The sequence below is a fragment of the Cytophagales bacterium genome (assembly GCA_033344775.1).
Taxonomy (GTDB): Bacteria; Bacteroidota; Bacteroidia; order Cytophagales; family Cyclobacteriaceae; genus JAWPMT01.
The window spans coordinates 2,610,918-2,632,527 of the sequence record JAWPMT010000005.1; the positions used below are offsets into that span (position 1 = coordinate 2,610,918).

The 21,610-nt window shown below is 44.4% G+C and carries 8 protein-coding genes; 3 read left to right on the top strand and 5 right to left on the bottom strand.

From position 1 onward, the window contains the following. Positions 1-12 precede the first annotated feature (12 nt). The 3 genes from R8G66_28615 to R8G66_28625 form a co-directional block, all read right to left on the bottom strand. Entirely contained in the window at positions 13-3,348 is a 3,336-nt protein-coding gene (locus tag R8G66_28615; GenBank protein MDW3196371.1) for a hypothetical protein, read from the bottom strand. Further along, positions 3,345-4,235 carry an ABC transporter ATP-binding protein gene (locus R8G66_28620; GenBank protein ID MDW3196372.1) on the bottom strand — a complete coding sequence of 297 codons (891 nt, stop codon included), beginning with the start codon at positions 4,233-4,235 and terminating at the stop codon, positions 3,345-3,347. The genes R8G66_28615 and R8G66_28620 overlap by 4 nt, the downstream gene beginning before the upstream one ends. Positions 4,236-4,767: 532 nt before the next feature. Then, a complete protein-coding gene (locus tag R8G66_28625; GenBank protein ID MDW3196373.1) occupies positions 4,768-5,676 on the bottom strand; it encodes a hypothetical protein in 909 nt (302 codons plus the stop codon). Between the two features lie 128 nt (positions 5,677-5,804). Between R8G66_28625 and R8G66_28630 the strand changes: the two genes are divergently transcribed. The 3 genes from R8G66_28630 to R8G66_28640 all read left to right on the top strand — a co-directional run bounded on the left by R8G66_28630 (position 5,805) and on the right by R8G66_28640 (position 9,694). Next, positions 5,805-6,551 carry a DUF6503 family protein gene (locus R8G66_28630; GenBank protein MDW3196374.1) on the top strand — a complete coding sequence of 249 codons (747 nt, stop codon included), beginning with the start codon at positions 5,805-5,807 and terminating at the stop codon, positions 6,549-6,551. Between the two features lie 170 nt (positions 6,552-6,721). Next, positions 6,722-8,155, top strand: coding sequence for an MFS transporter (locus tag R8G66_28635; GenBank protein MDW3196375.1), 1,434 nt, complete (start codon positions 6,722-6,724; stop codon positions 8,153-8,155). A 60-nt stretch (positions 8,156-8,215) separates the two neighbouring features. Then, positions 8,216-9,694, top strand: a complete 1,479-nt coding sequence (locus R8G66_28640; protein MDW3196376.1) for a S8 family serine peptidase — start codon at positions 8,216-8,218, stop codon at positions 9,692-9,694. A 1-nt stretch (position 9,695) separates the two neighbouring features. Here the strand turns inward: R8G66_28640 and R8G66_28645 are convergent, their stop codons facing one another. Then, a complete protein-coding gene (locus R8G66_28645) occupies positions 9,696-10,730 on the bottom strand; it encodes a glycosyl hydrolase (protein ID MDW3196377.1) in 1,035 nt (344 codons plus the stop codon). A 425-nt stretch (positions 10,731-11,155) separates the two neighbouring features. Next, entirely contained in the window at positions 11,156-21,277 is a 10,122-nt protein-coding gene (locus tag R8G66_28650; protein ID MDW3196378.1) for a matrixin family metalloprotease, read from the bottom strand. Positions 21,278-21,610: the final 333 nt, after the last annotated feature.

Here is a 21,610-nt window from a genome sequence, read left to right on the forward strand (position 1 = left end):
ATATCATTTCAATTACTGCTTGACCCATTTGATGGCATCCGCATAGACGGACCTTAGGTCACATTCGTCGGTTAGCACCACACTGCCGCCTTCTTTCGTGAAGTAGTACGATCCCAGGTAGTTCCAGCCGTTTTCAGCATTGGTTACATTAAAGTCAATTTTGTCTTCCCCATCGCCATGATTGATGGTGTAGTGGTAAGTAAAGGTCCGGCCTTCGTTTGTGTTGCCGTTGTATTGATTTTGGTTCTTTCCGATCATGTAAGTGTACAGATCGTAAAATCCCTCTTCCTTCAATTCTGGAGACCATTCGCAGGTTTTGTCCCCTTTGCCCGCACGGGTGAAATGGGCGGATCGGACATGCTGCCCGTGAAAACTCGAACCTGTGGTCGCTAACCACTTTGAATAGGAGCGATTCCAAATGCCAAAGTACTTTTGATCAGAAGGGTTTCTCTCATCCAGATAGGCTTTCAAATACGTATCTTTTATTGGACTGAAGGTCGAAAACCCGGTATCTTCATTGTCTACGATCACTTCATACAATGCATCATCGCTTGATGAATCGATGACTCGCTCTCCTTCAAATGGGCGCGCTTTTTCCCTGGTCTCTAGTTTGCCAGGAAAGATGTAAACAATCGAAGGAATGTTCTTGGATACGAGTGTATTCACTGTGTACTCGCTCGGAGGATTATCTAAAATAAATCCATATTGTTTTGTTTGTCCGGCTTTGATCAGGGATAGATAACCAGGTTCATCGGAGGCTACTTCTTCGTTTCTTTCACGGAAAAACCCCCAGCCGGTAGTTTCATTTGCTGAGGTGAAGTTCACTTTAATCACCCCATCATTTGAGCCAGTGTTCTTCACATCGAATTTCACCTGATACCGCTTTCTGTCCCCGTCTAACAATTCGTACTCCTCATTATTACTGATCTGAAAGGAAGGTTGATCTGTGTCAAAATACACCTGCCTAATGATTGGGTCCAGGTCAAGGTTGAATGCTTCTAAAAGGGCTTCTCTAAAATCTTCATAGGTAGTGACCTGATGACTGTGAGACTGTATCCAGTTGATTAAAAATGCTTTGAAAATCTCCTCCCCAATAAGCTGACCCAGATAAGCAAACAAATACTCACTCTTCAACGTGACCGATTTCTGGATCTGATTGAATTCAATTTCTTGCGTCAACATCTCCATGATGTTGGTCTCGCGCATCAGTTGGTTGCACTCCTCGGTGAATGAAATGCCTTTTATGTTTCTGGAGTAGTCATTTCTGGTAGAAGTCTCTTCCGTACTTAAGTAGGCCGCAATGCCTTGATTCAGGAGTATCCATTCGTCGCTCACTACCCCGGAATTGAATGCATAGAAATTGGAATAGATGGAAAGGTTTTCTTCATCAGCATTTCTGCCATCAAAAAACCACCGGTCGGATAGCTGTCTGGTCAACACTTTCTTGATGACCGTATTGAACACACTCGCCTGTTTCTCTTTGTCTTCCATGACCTTGTTTTGTTCCTTGGCCTGCCGGTCCATGTTGGTGAATTGACGACTGAAATCTAAATCCCTTAGGTCTCCTCCCTTTTCCGGGACCATGATCATTTCTGGTTGCGTTCTGGCCTGACCGCTCTGATAGATTTTGTCGTAGGCAAAGAATTGGCTAGGCACCTCCACCAGCTGTAGCCGATTGAAAGGATAAGCAATTTTCTGATCATGTTCGTAAGTATTGACCAGATCAGTGATCAATACACCCAGGGTATCACCAAGCTCTTCGAAATAAGTGGTGAAGTAGTCATGCCCGGGATAGTGGTAAATCGAATACTCCACACTATCTACAGTGATTGCCTTCTTCTCGTAGTTGCCAATTGCCAAAGAAAGTTGTGGCAGTGGATATTCGGGACGAAATGTATACTTGTTATCAGCAATTGACTCCATTTTGCCTTGAGAAACGGGCATGGATCCGCTAGCTACTTCCACATCAAGTCGGAAATCAATGAAATTGGAACGCTCCCTGATCGGAGACTTTTTGCTATAGCCAATCTGCGTGTCAGGATACCAAAGCAAGTCATTAGTCAGCAGCAAATAGTCAGGCTGAAGGAACGCGTATTCCTTCTCCAATGCATAGATAAAAGAGTAATCTACTTCTTCGTATCGCTTCTGGTCTACTTCAAGGTGGGCAACCTCTTGATTGATTTTACCCCGATAAGTGATACTTACCTGCACTTCTTGGTTGGCTTGAATTCCTGACTTAACCGATAATACCTGTCCGTCTTTTTCAAATGACACAGGGCTTTCATCGACCCTCACTTCCGATACGACCAACGCAGGATTTAGGGTGAAATAGATGCTATCTAATGACACTGGGCTATTGTTCTTGATCGAAAGTTTTGCCATCACATCGATCTCGTCGGCAACATGTTTCAATTGGATGTGATTGGCCAGGATATCCACATTAGGCACATCCGTCCAGGCATCATTGATGGCGATCATTTCCTGCCGCTGTTTCTCAATTCCCTGCTGTTTGTTCCATAGAGAGCTAAACATGAATCCAGCAAGTGCTGCTACCATGACAGCCAATAACCCGGAAGTATACCTGGCACTTTTCTTACTAGGCAGTCGGTCAATGAAAAATGCTGTTGCAAGCAGGAAGGCAATTCCGGCCACCACATACATGCCCCGTTGCATTAAAATCTCCCAAAGGCTGGTAAACCCAACCATATCTGAAGCCTGCAGGGTCACCCGAAATGCCATGTAGTCGAAGATGTTGTAGTACTTCTGATGGAAGTAGATCAGGATCACCCCAGAAACACCCAAAAGCAGTACAATTGTGATCGGTTGATTTCGTATGATGGTGACCAGGAAGAAAGAAAGCCCTGTAGCAAATACGATCGTAGGCAGGCTCATCAACATAGGATATACCACATAGGCCATCGGATTGAAGGTCATCTTTGGATTGGTGATGTTGATGATGAAGATGATCACCATGAAGGCTACATGTAACCAAAAGAACAGCTTAAAAACAGAGAATGCTTTTCCCAGGACAAACTCCAGGTTGGAAATTGGGCGTACGTAAAACACCTCGTTGGTGTCTATCTTTTTGTTTTTCAATATGATCCCCGAAGCAAGAAAAATGACCGCCGCTGCAAGTCCGATACTGATGAGAATCATGCTGGCATAAGGTGGTCCCCATGTAGAGCTGATCATGTGTTGCCTGCCATCACTTACTGCCGAATAGGCAGCCATATTGAAGACGAAGGTGAAGAATATGCCGGCGATGGCGAGAATTCGAAAGAACCAGTTTCTCCAGAGAACTTTGGATTCGAACTTGGTGATGGTCAATATGTTGCGTATCGAGATCATACCAAAGAGATTCCTAGTTTGTTTTCCATGAAATACACATAAGCGTGTTCCAGATTGGGCTCAATGTTATATGCCTCTGGATGAGGTTTTTCATCAGCGATAAGCTGCGTTTCCCACTTCCCATCAGTTGGAATGGTCGAGATCACCGGATATTTGGTTTTCAGCATCGCAAACTCCTCATCGTCCAGCATGATTTGCCAGATGTGATTTCTCACGGCATCAATCATCCCTTCAGGAGCACCTGCAAAGGCTACCTGGCCCTGATGTAGCATCGCCATGTTGTGACAGGTACTACTGATGTCTCCTACAATATGCGTGGATAGAATGATTGTTACATCTTTTTGACTCAGGTCCGAGAGGATATTTCTAAAGCGGATTCTTTCTTCAGGATCCAAACCTGTAGTGGGTTCATCAATCACCAATAACCTTGGCTTTCCAATCAAAGCTTGTGCTATGCCTAAACGCCGTTTCATTCCTCCTGAAAGTTTGTTGGCCATCCGCTCACGAACATCCAGCAAGCCCACCTGATCGAGCATTCGGTCCACTTCCTTATGTCGTTCCTTCTTTTTCAGCCGGGTAGATAATCGGGCCGAGTAATCAAGAAATTCCCAGGTCTTGAGTTTGGAGAAAAAAGTAAAGTCCTGTGGCAAATAACCAATCCAGGGGCGGATTTCACTTCTGAACTGGTTGATGTCTTTTCCATCCATCAGAATGGTTCCCCCGGTCGCTTTCTGAATGGTCACCATGATTCGCATCAAACTAGATTTACCGGCACCATTTGGACCAAGCAAACCAAACATACCACTGCCTATTTCCAGGTTGATGTTTCGGATAGCTGCATGTCCATTGGGATAGACTTTGGATAGATCTTTGATTTCGATATTCATCGTTGAGGTAGCATCGAGTTAGTAGTTGGCAACAGACCGTCTAAAGAGAAGAGGCTGATCATAGTGGATTTGTTACACCTGACCGCCAGATTTTTTTAAACCGCGTCTATACTTCGTGAATGTGAACCGAATAACGAAAAAGCAAAATGCCTTTAAGCCACTTCCATGATAACAATCAGCGGGTGGTAAAGAGGTGAGATAAAAGAGGAATGTCGTTAACTCCTCAAGAATCCATTACTGTAATCCTTATCCGATATGCACTTTAATGGGTTGTCCTAACTGCGTGTGTTCATTTTGAGCTAAAAATTCATTTTAAGTTTTTGACCTTTACTGTACTATTATACTAATACAGTACAACGATAGAGCAAATTTTTATAAAAACAAAAAGACATCAACATTTTTTGAGGATTGGTCCGGGCAATCTATACCCAAGAAAGACAGAATCACGATTGAGGAGCTATTTCACTATAATCATGAACTGGGCGAGTATGTAGAATATCGCCCTCGGGTTAAATAGTATTGATTGTACAAGTCAATCAATCCGACGAAGCTGACGCAGTGATTGCAGCTCCCTTTCAAGGGATAATGGAGCTAATCCTATTGCCATTCCTCTGTTATCGAGGTTTGGGTAGTCAAAAATATCTTCGGTAGTTGCGTTTTGGTAAATCCCGTAAAGAAACCTATCTATTCTACCTGAGGCCCTTTGTCTACTGTCGATCATACTTCCTAAAACAGAAGGCGGGGCATGCCCCTTTCTTATTTCTTCCAATAGTATTGGTTTGAAATAAGCCGTATCCGAAAAATGCATAAAGAGTGTATTAACACCCATATGGCTATCGCCTTTAAAATAGGGACCTACTTTTAATTCATTTGGATAACCAATTTCATTTAATATTTCTTTCATCTGATTCTGATTGAAAGTATCCGTTGCCTCCACTTTCTCCCAATCAATTCCGTCTTCATTATTTCTTACTAGCTGATCATTTTGGCATATTTTCTCGAGTTGCTGACGAATATCGTAATGGATGTTGTTTTCATAGACCCTCCGGTGTTCCGGATAATCAGCAACCACCTTTGGCCAAGATTCAAGAGATACAAGTGCTGAAAGAGTTGAGTGGTTTTCAATAGCCTCCAACTCGTAGCCTTTTTCGAACATTTGTCGCACAAAGTCCAGGGCTTCATTGTAGTATCCTGTCTTGATCGCGCAAATAGTAGCGATCCGAAGCTCATAAATGATCGTTTGATCGAGTAGGTCACAAGTTTTAGATAGACCGTTTAGGATCTTAAATGCCCGATCATAATCTTCTAGATGATAGAGTTTCTCAGCTAGATATACACTTTGATAATAGTCTGCGATATAATCACAAGAAACCTCTCGTTTACTGCTGGTGCAGCCATAGAACAGAGTAGCAATCAAAAGGACAAAATGAATCAATCGCATTTATGAAAATTACTCTTAAAAAAAACCATATGAGCAATTTGCGACAGAAAGTCTTTACAACTACATTTCTATTTTAACGCATGAACTTCTTTGGAAAGTGACACGTTAGCATCCGAAAATAAGATGAAATGAAATCCTTTGGTTTATTCGCACTGGTTGCCCTTGTTATTGTTTCCTGTTCTCCGAAAAATGAGACAGACAAAGCCCAGGAAGTAATTGATGCTGCCATATCTGCAAACGGAGCACACTTGTTTGCTACAAAAAAAGTAGCCTTCGACTTTAGAAAGAAGCACTATTCAGTTGCTCGAACCGGAGCTGAATACACCTATACTCGTTCTTTCGAGGATTCCTTAGGACAGATCAATGACGTATTGACTAATAGTTCCAACTTCAGCCGTAGCATTAATGGGAATGAAATCAACCTTTCAGAAGAATGGCAAGGCAAATATGGCAATTCTGTTAATTCCGTACTCTATTTTGTAGAGATCCTCTATCGATTGAATGACGCTGCCGTATTCAAATCCTATTTAGGGAAAACCACCATCAAAGGAGAAAACTATCACGTGATCAAGGTGACCTTTAGTGAAGAAGGGGGTGGAACGGACTTTCAGGATGAGTATCGTTATTGGATCCATGAAACCGAATATACCCTTGACTACCTGGCTTACAATTATGAAACTGATGGTGGCGGAGCTCGATTCCGGGAGGCTTATGATCGTACAAAAGTTGGAGGAATCACCTTTCAGAATTACGTGAATTATAAACCTATCCCTGACGTGAAAGAAACTCCTCTGGATGACCTGCCAAAACAGTTTGAAGCAGGTCAGCTTAAAGAGCTTTCCAAAATTGTCAATGAGAACATCGAAGTAGGGTAATTCCTTCACACCAAAATCGATCAGATTTTCTTCAAACGATTGTAATTGCACATCTCAAAAAAAGTTGTTCTGAAAAGCCACCTTTTTTAAGAATATTCAAGAAGAAGTGACTGGATAGACTTATTTTTTCAATTCGACATGGGCATCCCATGTGTAGAAAGCATTGAAATATGAGTAATAAGCCCAGACTCTCCTTTTGGAATATTTGGAACATGAACGTCGGATTTTTCGGCATTCAGTTCAGTTTCGGATTGCAACAAACCGCTGTAAACCCCATCTTTTCATTCCTGGGAGCCGACCACTCCGAGCTTCCCTTATTAAATCTGGCAGGACCAGTAACCGGACTGATTATTCAACCAATTATCGGGGCGATCTCGGATAAAACCTGGATACCGAAATGGGGAAGAAGAAAACCCTTCTTCATGATCGGTGCCATCATTGCCAGTTTGTGTCTGTTTGCTTTTCCTTACAGTTCGGAGCTTTGGTTTGCCGTGGGACTGCTATGGATTCTGGATGTTGGGAATAACACCGCGATGGAACCTTACCGCGCGTTTATTGGTGACAAGCTCCCTGATGATCAATTAACATTCGGCTTTCAGATGCAAAGCCTGTTTGTAGGCGCGGGCATCACACTGGCTAACTTCTCCATCTTCCTGTTTCAGGATTGGTTTGGATCTGCCGAGGCCGCGGCTTTATGTGATACAGGTGCCGCCAATGTCAGCGCCATTCCTACCTGGGTGTATTATTCCTTCTTCTTAGGTGCAGTTGCTTCCATAGTAACCATCTTATGGTCCGTGGCCAAAACACCAGAGATTCCACCTCCGGATGAGGAATTAGCAGAAATCAATAAGAGCAAGCAGTTGCCTTTTATTGAGAAGGCAGCTGAACCTTTCAAAGAAATCATTGGCGCCATAGGAGACATGCCCAAGTTGCTCTGGCGACTCGCCGGCGTATATCTTTTCCAATGGTATGCCTTATTCATTTATTGGCAGTTCATCACGCCAATGCTTCGGAAAAGTCTCTATGGAATCAGCAACGATGATTTGCATAAGTTCGAAGAGATCAAAGCCGCTTGCGAAAGTGGTGCTTCCGTAAGTACCGCAGACATGAGTTTCGCTCAAAACGTCCAAAGTATGTCTGAACAGGCTTTAGCGCAAACAGGGCTCATGAATGGTACTTACAACCTGGTTACCATGATTTCGGCATTAGCCCTCGTTCCTTTCGCAGCGAAGTTTGGTAACAAACTCGTGTACGTGGTGAGTTTGATCATGACCGGAGTTGCTTTGCTGTCCATGCCTTTTATCAATGATCAGTACGTGCTATTGGCACCCATGGTCCTATTTGGTGTGGGCTGGGCATGTATGATGGGTGTTCCTTACTCCATGGTTTCGCGCGCCATCCCCCAAGAACGCCGAGGTGTGTACATGGGTATTGTGAACATGATGATCGTGATCCCGATGTTCATCCAGACGTTGACTTTTGGTCCAATCGTGAAACACTTATTGAATGATAGTGCCGTCAACGCCATCGTATTCTCAGGAGTATTTTTCATGATTGCTTCGGCCATTGCAGCGACTTTGCCTGTGAAGAAGGGAGAAGGCTAGATTTCCAATTGAATATGTAGCACATCAGTTACCGCCCAAAAGCGATTAACTTGTAGGTTCATGCAAGTAGTTAAAATCTTTTTGGTGGGGCTGATTAGCCTTTCGTGTCTGCAACGACAACCAGCCGAAAACGCTCGAGATCAAAGTGCCCACCTTCAGCGTATCGTTGTTTGGTTCAATGATCAATATTTACCAGCGGGTGATTCCTTCTTGAAAAGGGCAGCAGCTTTCAATGGACGTAAAAGAAGTGAGGTTCGCGAGGAAGTAATCACTGAATTGAAATCAATAAGCAGGCAGTCTTTTAGAAGAGTCAAGCCGGCATTGGATCAACTCGTGGCATCCGGACAGGTCTCAAACATCAGGAAACATTGGATCATCAATGGATTCAGCTGTGAGGTGACCACAGAAGGATTTACGGCTCTTCAAAAAATGGAAAGCGTAGCTTATCTTTTTACCAAACAGCCACTTGGCACTACCGGAGGAACTGACATGGGACCAGAATTCCTGTCTTCTATTCCTCCATCACGATTCAAAATTGAGGAAGTAGAAAAATATCCCTGGAACATTAAAAAAATCCAGGCTCCGGAAGTCTGGAAAGAATTTGGCATTACCGGTAAGGGGACTCTGAATGTCGTCCATGATGGGGGATTCAAACTCGACATTCCTCCCCTCGCAGAAACAATTTATACCAACCCGGGTGAAATCCCTGGAAATGGTGTAGACGATGACGGGAATGGCTACATCGATGATTATCACGGTTTCCACTTTGATGAAGGCACTCCCAACCTCAATGAACCAACCATACGTCGAGCGACCAACATCCACGGAAATTTATGCGCGGCAATGATTTGCGGAACTTTCGCAAAAGGTAGGAAGCAAGCCATTGGCATTGCGCCAGCTTCTCAATGGGCACCGGTCATCGCCGTTTCCAACATTGAGGAAGCCGTGGAATGGGCAATCGAACAGGGAGCGGATACTTACAGCATGAGTTTTTCCCAACCTAATCTGGGGGAATACCGAAATCACTGGCGCAAAGTCATCGAACAGGCTACACTATGTGGGGTAGTCTTTATTTCCGGTGCCGGCAATTTTGCGGCTGGGCCTAATGCCGCTCCTATCCCGGTACAAATGAGAAACCCAGAAGACATTCCTCATGCCGTGCTAGGTGTAGCAGGAGTGGGTGAAGACGGACAAAGACCACCTTTCAGCAGCCAGGGTCCTGTGGTTTGGGAGACCGAACATTATCAGGACGGACAGGTGAATAAGCCGGATTTCGCCACGATCAACCACCGTGTTCCTTGCGTCGATCCGGAAGGGAACTTAACGAATATGGCCAGTGGTAATTCTTTAGCAGGGCCTCACATGGCAGGAATTGTGGCTTTGATGTTTTCAGCCAATCCGGACCTACTTCCCTGGGAAATCAAAGACATCCTGAAAGCAACCGCGGAAGATATAGGCGATCCTGGATTTGATTTCGAATCCGGACATGGTTTTGTCAATGCTTATCATGCAGTTAAGGCTGTTATTGATAAGGAATAGACTATTTGTCTTGTAGACCTGATCCAACATAATACGTATCCTTCATTGCTGCCTGAAATGCAGTTAATGCCTCGGGAGAAGAATTCACCCTCCAATCAAGTTCCTTATTAATGTTGAACCATGTAAAAATCTTTACTCGTGGATAGTCTGTTTTGATTTTTTGGAAAGCATCTGACATCCAATCCGCCTTATTACTTCCTTTATACTCAAACTCCCCTGTTCCAAACTCGGCAATCATCATTGGCTGCTCTCCTAAATTCGCACAATCGTCATACAATTTTCTGAAGCAGTTATCAAAATCCCGGTAAGGCCGGTCACCTCCCCAAGGGTCTTTTGGGTAGAAGTTGTAACCATCCAGTCCAATCCAGTCCACGTACTCATCCCCTGGCCAGTATTGGGAAACATGATTCCAGGGTTCTAAAGACATGTCCGTAGAAGGTCCATGAGGGACCCACAACCATTTTACATTGTCTGCGCCTTTCGCTTTGAACCGGTCCACTACATATTTCCAGACTGCTATTACTTGTTCCGGTCCTCCGTTCTCCTTTCCATTTTTGTTCCCACTCCAGACATACCAGTTGCCATTGAATTCATGTAGAAACCTCATCAGGACCATCCTGTCAAAAGCTTTGGCGTCCTCTGCAAATCGATCAATGTAGGCATCGTATTTCCCATCTAATACATCAAGGAAGCCCTGATAACCGTTGATTCCAGTTTCACGTGCGTTATTGGGGTCTTGTGAAGGCCAGAACAATTCCCAGGTCAAATGAGGCATGATACCTCGTTCGGCAAGTTTATTACAGGCCAAAGTAGGAAATTCATCATCCCAGGTTGGAAACCACACAACTGACCCGACTTGTCTGCCAATATTGGCTTCAAATTCGTCGATCTCATGAAAGTCTCCGGAAGGAATTAGTTCATTGCCATGTTCGGGATACATTCCAATCATACAACCTTCCCAGTCAAACGTTGCGGAAGCCAATGATTCAGGTTCGTCAACTTTTTCCTTAGTAGCGGATTGTTGGGAATTGTTCATACAGCTTGATAAAACTAGAATGGCGATAAAAGTGTAGGTCAACTTATTCATAATATGGAAAGAATGGTTCAAACTAATCAATCCTTAGTTGATATAAGTCATATCAATCGATATAAGCCAACGACGTTAAGTGGTGTAACTGCGAATCGCATACACAGATCGATATAAACCGATCTTGTAAAACCGGCATTTCAGACTTTTAGATAAAAAGCAGTTTTCTTTCGTTCGATGACCTTTTAATCTATTTAAGCACAAGAGGCTGTCTCAAAAGCATTAATTCAAGTAAAATTTATCGACCTATACTTTTACCAGTAGCTGTTAAATAGCTAACCTAAAAAAAGAGAGTGCCTTTTGAGGCACCCTCTTTTTAGACCTGGTATAGTGTTGAAGGGATTAACTCGTCAGTGCCATATCTAGCATCCAATTTATTCTTTTATCAAACGGAATACTTGTTGATCATTATTCTTCCCCCGAAGAATTAACAAGTAGACCCCTGAGTTCAATGAACGTAAATCCAAAGTTCTATTGCTGGACTGCACTAATTGCTTTCCGGATAGTTCCAGGACGCGGGCCTGATCGAAATTGCTCCACTTGATGGTCAAAAAAGTTTTGACGGGATTAGGATATAGTTCTATTTCCTGTTGACTTGATGGGTCCACGCTCAATACACGCTCGAAGTGGGCCACCAAATCTCTGTTTGAAGTCACCGTGAATTCATAGGTGGCGTTCGTCGAAACTTCTGTTCCATCCTCGGTCCAGTTTATAAAATCGTAACCCGATTCCTCAGAGGCTACTAAAGTAGCTGTCTTATCATAATCATAAGTGCCACTCCCGCTAACTGTTCCTCCCGATGAAGGATCGGCACTCGCCGTGATTGTGAAGGATTGGATTATGAAATTAGCCACGAGCGTCCGTGTTGAGGTAACTGTAAATTCGAAGGTGGCATCCGTCGAAACTTCTGCGCCATCCTCAGTCCAGTTTACAAAAGCGTAACCCGGTTCCACTGTGGCTTCTAAAGTAACTGTCTTACCATAATCATAGGTACCATCTCCGCTCACCGTGCCTCCCGAAGAGGGATTGGCACTCGCTATGATGTCGAAGGATTGAATCTCGAAATTGGCCACGAGCGTTCGTGCCGAGGTAACTGTAAATTCATAGGTGGCGTCCGTTGAAACTTCTACCCCTTCCTCAGTCCAGTTTATAAAATCGTAACCCGATTCCTCAGAGGCTACTAAAGTAGCTGTCTTATCATAATCATAAGTGCCACTCCCGCTAACTGTTCCTCCCGAAGAGGGATCAGCACTCGCTGCGATTGCGAAGGATTGAATCTCGAAATTGGCCACGAGCGTCCGTGCTGAGGTCACTATGAATTCATAGCTGGCATCTGTTGAAACCTCAACATCGCCCTCAGTCCAGTTTAGAAAATCGTAACCTGTTTCCACCGTAGCTGCTAAAGTAGCTGTCTGACCGTAATCATAGCTCCCATTCCCGCTCACGGTGCCTCCCGAGGAAGGATCGGCGCTTGCTGCGATTGCGAAGGATTGAATCTCGAAATTGGCCACAAAGTCTCGTGCTGAGGCCACTGTGAATGCATAGGTGGCATCCGTTGAAACTTCAACACCATCTGCAGTCCAGTTTACAAAATCGTAACCCGGTTCCACAGTGGCCTCTAAAGTAGCGGTCTGACCATAATCATAGCTCCCACTCCCGCTCACGGTGCCTCCCGAAGAAGGATCTGCACTCGCTGAGATTTCAAAGGATTGAATCACAAAATTGGCCACAAAGTCTCGTGCTGAGGCCACTGTGAATGCATAGGTGGCATCCGTTGAAACTTCAACACCATCTTCAGTCCAGTTTACAAAATCGTAACCCGGTTCCACAGTGGCCTCTAAAGTAGCGGTCTGACCATAATCATAGCTCCCACTCCCGCTCACGGTGCCTCCTGAAGAAGGATCTGCACTCCCTGTGATTTCAAAGGATTGAATCACAAAATTGGCCACAAAGTCTCGTGCTGAGGCCACTGTGAATGCATAGATGGCATCCGTTGAAACTTCAACACCATCTTCAGTCCAGTTTACAAAATCGTAACCCGGTTCCACAGTGGCCTCTAAAGTAGCGGTCTGACCATAATCATAGCTCCCACTCCCGCTCACGGTGCCTCCCGAAGAAGGATCTGCACTCGCTGTGATTTCAAAGGATTGAATCACAAAATTGGCCACAAAGTCTCGTGCTGAGGCCACTGTGAATGCATAGGTGGCATCCGTTGAAACTTCAACACCATCTTCAGTCCAGTTTACAAAATCGTAACCCGGTTCCACAGTGGCCTCTAAAGTAGCGGTCTGACCATAATCATAGCTCCCACTCCCGCTCACGGTGCCTCCCGAAGAAGGATCTGCACTCCCTGTGATTTCAAAGGATTGAATCACAAAATTGGCCACAAAGTCTCGTGCTGAGGCCACTGTGAATGCATAGGTGGCATCCGTTGAAACTTCAACACCATCTTCAGTCCAGTTTACAAAATCGTAACCCGGTTCCACAGTGGCCTCTAAAGTAGCGGTCTGACCATAATCATAGCTCCCACTCCCGCTCACGGTGCCTCCCGAAGAAGGATCTGCACTCCCTGTGATTTCAAAGGATTGAATCACAAAATTGGCCACAAAGTCTCGTGCTGAGGCCACTGTGAATGCATAGGTGGCATCCGTTGAAACTTCAACACCATCTTCAGTCCAGTTTACAAAATCGTAACCCGGTTCCACAGTGGCCTCTAAAGTAGCGGTCTGACCATAATCATAGCTCCCACTCCCGCTCACGGTGCCTCCCGAAGAAGGATCTGCACTCCCTGTGATTTCAAAGGATTGAATCACAAAATTGGCCACAAAGTCTCGTGCTGAAGCCACTGTGAATGCATAGGTGGCATCCGTTGAAACTTCAACACCATCTTCAGTCCAGTTTACAAAATCGTAACCCGGTTCCGCAGTGGCTTCTAAAGTAGCGGTCTGACCATAATCATAAGTGCCATTTCCGCTCACGGTGCCTCCCGAAGAAGGATCGGCACTCGCTGTGATTTCAAAGGATTGAATCACAAAATTGGCCACAAAGTCTCGTGCTGAGGCTACTGTGAATGCATAGGTGGCATCCGTTGAAACTTCAACACCATCTTCAGTCCAGTTTACAAAATCGTAACCCGGTTCCGCAGTGGCTTCTAAAGTAGCGGTCTGACCATAATCATAAGTGCCATTTCCGCTCACGGTGCCTCCCGAAGAAGGATCGGCACTCGCTGTGATTTCAAAGGATTGAAGCTCGAAATTGGCCACAAGGTCTCGTGCTGTAGTCACAGAGAATTCATAGGTGGCATCCGTTGAAACTTCTGTGCCATCCTCAGTCCAGTTTACAAAATCGTAACCTGTTTCCACTGTAGCTTCCAAAGTAACTGTCTGACCATACTCATAGGTACCACCTCCGCTCACGGTGCCTCCCGCCGAAGGATCCGCACTCGCTATGATTTCAAAGGATTGAAGCTCGAAATTGGCTACCAAATTCCTGTCTGAAGTCACAGCAAAACTCAACGTAGCCGATGTTGAAATTTCGGTGCCACCTTCAGACCAGTTTACAAAATCGTAACCTGTTTCCACTGTAGCTTCCAAAGTAACTGTCTGACCATACTCATAGGTACCACCTCCGCTCACGGTGCCTCCCGCCGAAGGATCCGCACTTGCTGTGATTTCAAAGGATTGAAGCTCGAAATTGGCTACCAAATCCCTGTCTGAAGTCACAGTAAAAATCAACGTAGCCGCTGTTGAAATTTCGGTACCACCTTCAGACCAGTTCACAAAATCATAACCAGTTGAAGGGATGGCAACAAGTGTAGCCACTTGAGAATCCAGGTAATTCCCGGTGCCATCAACCGTTCCTCCATCCGAAGGTGAACTAGTGGCAGATATAACAAATGGATTCTCATCAAATTGTGCTACGAGATGAAGGGTTTCCGTAACGATAATATCAATAGATGAATGCGTGGAGTATATCTCATTGTTTAACGTCCAATTAACGAAAGTATAATTGGCATTTGCTGTAGCAGAAAGGCTGGCTGGCTGTCCGTAATCATAAGTACCTGCTCCGGTCACCGTGCCTCCTTCGACAGGTAAAGCCTCAATAGTTATATCGAAAGATTGAATGACGAAATTGGCCACAAAATCCCTGTCTGAAGTCACAGTAAAACTCAACGTAGCCGCTGTTGAAATTTCGGTGCCATCTTCGGTCCAGTTCACAAAATCGTAACCAATTGAGGGAGTGGCAACAAGTGTTGCCGTTTGAGAATGCAGGTAATTACCAGCTCCATCAACCGTTCCTCCTTCTGGAGGTGAGGAAGCGGCAGTAATAACAAATGGATTCTCATCAAATTGTGCTACGAGATGAAGGGCCTCAGTAACAATAATATCAATAGATGAATGCGTGGAGAATACCTCATTGTTCAATGTCCAATTGACGAAAATATAACCGGCATTTGCTGAAGCAGAAAGAGTGGCTGTCTGTCCATAATCATAGGTGTCTGCTCCAGTCACCGTTCCTCCTTCGACGGGCAAAGCGTCAGTAGTTATGTCAAAAGTCTGAATGACGAAATTAGCCACCAAATCCCTGTCGGAATCCACAGTAAAGCTCAATGTAGACGCGGTTGAAATTTCAGTGCCATTCTCGGTCCAATTCACAAAGTTGTATCCCGTTGAGGGAGTGGCTTCCAGCGTTGCTGTCTCACCAAACTCATAGGTGCCGCTGCCAGTGATTGACCCGCCCTCGGAGGGCGACGCACCTGCCGTAATCGTGAAGGATTCAAGTGCAAAGTTCGCCACCAAACTACGATCCGAAGTAACGATGAAACTTAGTGTAGACTCAGCTGAAATTTCGGTCCCGTCTTCCGTCCAGTTCACAAAGTAGTACCCTGGTAAGGGAGTGGCTTCCAAAGTTGCTGTCGCACCATGCTCATAGGTACCACTACCGCTAATTGATCCGCTATTTCTCGGGGAAGCACTGGTAGTAATGTTATAAGTCTGGTCTTGCGAAGAAACTGGAAATGTAAATGTATCAGTCCAGGCACCTTCGTCGGAAGTGATGTCCAGCGTGAATTGTATATCTTTTTCTGCGGATGATCCTGAAATAGAGAATTCAAAATCTCCATCCCATTTCCGGGTATCCGAGGTGATACTTCCCCAGTTTTCAGAATCATCGATAATGGTGATATCCGTATCTGTCGTAGATAAAGTCGCCTGCACATTATTGGCATCAGTGGTGCCGCTGTTGTAAAGCTCTACTTCCAGTGAGATCACTTCACCCGGCTCCGCTCGTCCATCCCCATCACCAGTGCCTCCACCTGATCCATCCTTAATCAGTAAGTCACTGTATTCCAGGTTTACATCATTGGTAGTGCTTGGTATCGCCCTTACAGATACTGTTACATTGGACTCATCCGCATCATTGGACTGAATGACAATATCACCTGTAGTTTCCACATTAATTTGTGTCCAATCTATTCCTACAGTCAGTGTCACACTTTCATTTGCTGCCACGTTTATCGGGAAAGTAGTCTCTTCTAACAAAATCCAATCCTGAGTGGTGATATCAGAGATCGTTAATACTTGTCCACCGGTATTAGATATGGTAATGGAGTTGCTGGCTGCATAAAGACTTAAAATTCCATTAATATCGTCCTGACCTAGCCCATTTATTGGCCCGGAATAAGTTGGGAACATCACTGCGTCATTATCACTGGAATGTCTCAAGCCAAGCGAGTGCCCTACTTCGTGCAGCGCGACGCTGAACATATCAATATCAGCAGCAATCCTCCAGAATTCATCTTCATCGAAATGGATATCTCCTGCTATGGTCTCGGGGTTTGGATTGACAGGAAAATATGCATGAGCTAAAACGCTTCCGGGCCCGTCAAATGGGTTACCATCACCATGTTCGCCAGAAGCGAATAATATATCAAGAGAGCGATTTTGTCCCGCTGTTTGAATTTCCTGCCAGGAGATAGCGGCATGTCTACTCCACTCTCGTAGCGCCCTCCTCACTTCATCTTGCTCAAGGTCCCCTGAAATATCAGGTGTTCCATTAATAAAGACATATGACAAATCTGCTGAACCAAGGCCTGGACCATCCCAACCGTCACCCAGTGTTACGAATGGAGCAACTGGCCCATATTCAGTGACTGCTCCGGGGCAAAACCATTGGCTTTCTGCATTACTTTCCGATGGATAAATCCAGGCAACCTCCTCATTAAGAGCTAGCGTTTCAAGGGTTGATCGATTCATCGAAACCTGCAAAACATTCGGCAGATTAATTCTTTGTGACGTAATAGTAGCCCTGGAATTGATAACAATTTCCCTTAATCGATCATTGGAGACATCACTAAATGCTTGTACATAGAAAAAAGCTTCGCTCTCCATTGAATTCTCCAAACTTTCATTTACCGAAGGAGCGTACTTATTAGATAACTCCATTTTTGCAATTCTGGTGGCTTGAGGTAATCCAGACCAATTAAAACCAACTGGAATTTTCACAACGATCGTATTATCAGGTACATAGTTAACTGGCGAAAGGTTCCAAGTATTAAGCTCCTTAAGCGTAGGTAATGACTGAAACTGAATCATGAGGTAATGGCCTTCGTTGGACTTCAATTCTCCCGATTCCACAGCGCTCACTTCCTCCGTATATATCAACTTATTTCCCAATTTGATAGCAGCTCTATTTGAAGACTCCTCTGATTCATTATTTAATATCCCGGAGGCATCAGAACCTTCATTAATGACTAACTCCGTCGGAGAGACATTGATATCCGGCCCCGGAGCCCCTCCAGTAATCGTCAACGGGTCAAGCCTGTACCAATATTCATTTTCTGCTGGGATTATCATACCTACATAGTAATCTCCTGGGGTTACACCTGAGATATCCTGCGGTATAAAGGATATACTTTCTGTGCCCGAACCATTCGCTGGTAAGGATACAAAGTCGTTCCCGATGTAGAAATCGGAGGTTTCTATCGTCGTGTTCGTTGATAGATAATATTGTATCTCTCGGTTAGAAACTGACGATCCACCAACCTCATTAACCGTGATCGTGAGGGTTTCCGTTTCATCCATCCCTACCGGGTCCAAACTCAGCGTACTTGTTGGTATTTCCAGGTTTGGGGATCCCGCTGCGGTGATTGTCAATGGGTCGTTCCTGTACCAATATTCATTCTCATCAGGTATGATCATTCCGACATAATAATCTCCCGGAGATACACCAGTAATGTTCTGAGGAACGAAAGATATGCTTTCCGTTCCGCTACCATTCGCGGATAGAGTCACAAAATCATTGCCTAGATAATGATCAGTGGAGCTAATCGTGGTATTTGTGGATAGGTAATAACGAACCTCCCTGTTCGATACAGAAGTCCCACCTACCTCATTCACCGTAATGGTAATGGTCTCCGTTTGATCCATTCTTACAGGATCCAGACTCAACACCGTAGTAGGGATTTCAAGATTTGCCACTCCAGCAGCGGTGATGGTCAATGGGTCGTTTCTGTACCAATATTCATTCTCATCAGGTATGATCATTCCGACATAATAATCTCCCGGAGAGATGCCGGAAATATTTTGAGGAATGAAGGATATGCTCTCCGTTCCGCTACCATTCGCGGATAAAGTCACAAAATCATTACCCAGGTAATGATCAGCGGTGCTGATCGTGGTGTTTGTAGATAGGTAATAACGAACCTCCCTGTTCGATACAGAGGCGCCACCTACCTCATTCACCGTAATGGTAATGGTCTCTGTTTGATCCATTCTTACTGGGTCCAAACTCAATACCGTAGTAGGGATCTCAAGGTCTGGGGTTCCTGCTGGGGTGATGGTCAAGGGATCGTTCCTGTACCACGATTCATTCTCATCAGGTATGATCATACCTACATAGTAATCTCCCGGAGATACGCCAGTAATGCTTTGCGGAATGAAAGATATGCTTTCCGTTCCGCTGCCATTCGAGGATAAAGTCACAAAATCACTCCCTATGTAATGATCGGTTGTGGTAATCGTGGTGTTTGTAGATAGGTAGTAACGAACCTCCCTGTTCGATACTGAAGCACCACCTACCTCATTCACCGTAATGGTAATGGTCTCTGTTTGATCCATTCTTACCGGATCCATGCTCAACACCGTAGTAGGGATTTCAAGATTTGCCACTCCAGCAGCGGTAATGGTCAATGGATCATTCCTGTACCACGATTCATTCTCATCAGGTATGATCATACCCACATAATAATCTCCCGGAGATACACCAGAAATGTTCTGAGGAATGAAAGATATGCTTTCCGTTCCGCTCCCATTCGCAGATAAAGTCACAAAATCATTGCCTAAGTAATAATCAGTAGTGCTGATCGTAGTATTTGTAGATAGGTAGTAACGAACCTCCCTGTTGGTTACGGCGGCCCCGCCTACCTCATTCACTGTAATGATAATGGTCTCCGTTTGATCCATTCTTACCGGATCCAGACTCAATACCGTAGTAGGGATCTCAAGGTCTGGGGTTCCCGCTGCGGTGATGGTCAAGGGGTCGTTCCTATACCATGCCTCATTCTCATCAGGTATGATCATACCTACATAAAAATCTCCCGGAGATACACCAGAAATGTTCTGAGGAACAAAAGATATGCTTTCAGTACCACTTCCATTTGCAGATAAAGTCACAAAATCTCTACCTATATAATAATCGGTTGTGCTAATAGAGGTATTTGTTGATAGGTAGTAGCGAACCTCCCTGTTCGATACTGAAGCACCACCTACCTCATTCACCGTAATGGTAATGGTCTCCGTTTGATCCATTCTTACTGGGTCCAAACTCAATACCGTGGTAGGGATTTCCAGGTCTGGGGTTGCCGCCGCATTGATGGTCAATGGGTCGTTCCTGTACCAATATTCATTCTCATCAGGTATGATCATACCTACATAATAATCTCCCGGAGAGATACCGGAAATATTTTGTGGAATGAAGGATATGCTTTCAGTGCCGCTCCCATTCGCAGATAAAGTCACAAAATCATTACCCAGGTAATAATCAGTGGTACTGATCGTGGTGTTTGTAGATAGGTAGTAACGAACCTCCCTGTTCGATACAGAAGCCCCACCTACCTCGTTTACTGTAATGGTAATGGTCTCCGTTTGATCCATTCTTACCGGATCCAGACTCAACACCGTAGTAGGGATTTCGAGATTTGCAACACCATTGGCAGCGGTTATGGTCAATGGGTCATTCCTATACCAATATTCATTCTCATCAGGTATGATCATACCTACATAATAATCTCCCGGAGAGATACCAGAAATATTTTGAGGCATGAAGGATATGCTTTCCGTACCGCTCCCATTCGCAGATAAAGTCACAAAATCATTACCCAGGTAATAATCAGTAGTACTGATCGTGGTGTTTGTAGATAGGTAATAACGAACCTCCCTGTTCGATACAGAAGTCCCACCTACTTCATTCACCGTAATGGTAATGGTCTCTGTTTGATCCATTCTTACCGGATCCAGACTCAATACCGTGGTAGGGATTTCCAGATTTGAGGTTCCCGCTGGGTTGATCGTCAACGGGTCGTTCCGATACCAATATTCGTTTTCATCAGGTATGATTATACCCACATAATAATTACCGGTAGTTAATCCACTGATATTCTGAGGAACGAAAGATATGCTTTCAGTTCCGCTTCCATTTGCCGACAAATACACATAGTCGTTTCCAATGTAGAAGTCTGAAGTGCTAATTGTGGTATTGGTAGATAAGTAATAGCGCACCTCTCGTCCCGATATCGAAGCACCCCCCACCTCATTTACTGTAATCGTGATCGTTTCTGTTTGATCCATTCTTACCGGATCCAGACTTAAGGACGTGAATGGGATCTCCAGGTTTGCTCCGCCTGAGGATGCGTGAACAGGTTCCCCTTTGGAGTTGTTATTCGTTGTAGTATCTGCCTCAGGTGATTGAAGTTGCGCATTGTAATTCTCATCTTCAAGAATATTCGCGGCGTTTTCCGTCCAGGATGCACCATCGGTCCTTTGATCTGCAACTCCAAATGTATTTAAATGGTCACTCGCGGATGGCTCGAGTTGGGAACCCGTGGTTTTGCTCTTGGTTGCGTCCACTACCAAAGTTGATGTTGCCTGATCCAGATTGGCATGTCTTTCAGTCCTGGACAGGTTTGACTGATCGATCTCAGAAGGTAAAGTCTCGACTTGTTTTGTTGCTTCTTTCAGGCTATCTCGTTCTGGTTTCCGATGAGTCAGGCTGCTAGTGCTTCCTTGATTCTCAGATAAAGCACCTGAGGAATTCTTGAAAGATTTGAGATCAACTCCACTCTGTTGGGACTTGTTGGCGGATTGGTTTTCCCGAGACTTTAACGAGTCTTGAAGGTTAAGCTTCTCATGATCTGCTTTGTATTTTACTGAATCACGACTTTGCGAAAAAGCACAAAAACCCAGGTTTACTAGAATAAAAATCAAGAAGTAATGTCTCATGGCGGTGGTGATTAAAGGAATTCACAGAATGCTAATGTAAAAAAAAATTCAATCACAAATAGTTAAGTGTGATTTTTATTCTTAGGACATGAAGTTCATGTCTAACAATTACAGACATTCCCAGAGAATTTGAATAGTCAAATCCGTCAATTACTAAATATACGAATATTAAACCATTGCCTCCAAGTGTTTTATGAGAAAAAACTGAACTAAGGAATAGCATTCTGATTTTTCGGCCACCAATCATTAAAAAACCCACAGACCTTTTTAATCCATAAAAACCAGGGATTCATTGAAAACACACGTTTCTGAAAAATGTCCAAATCCACTCAA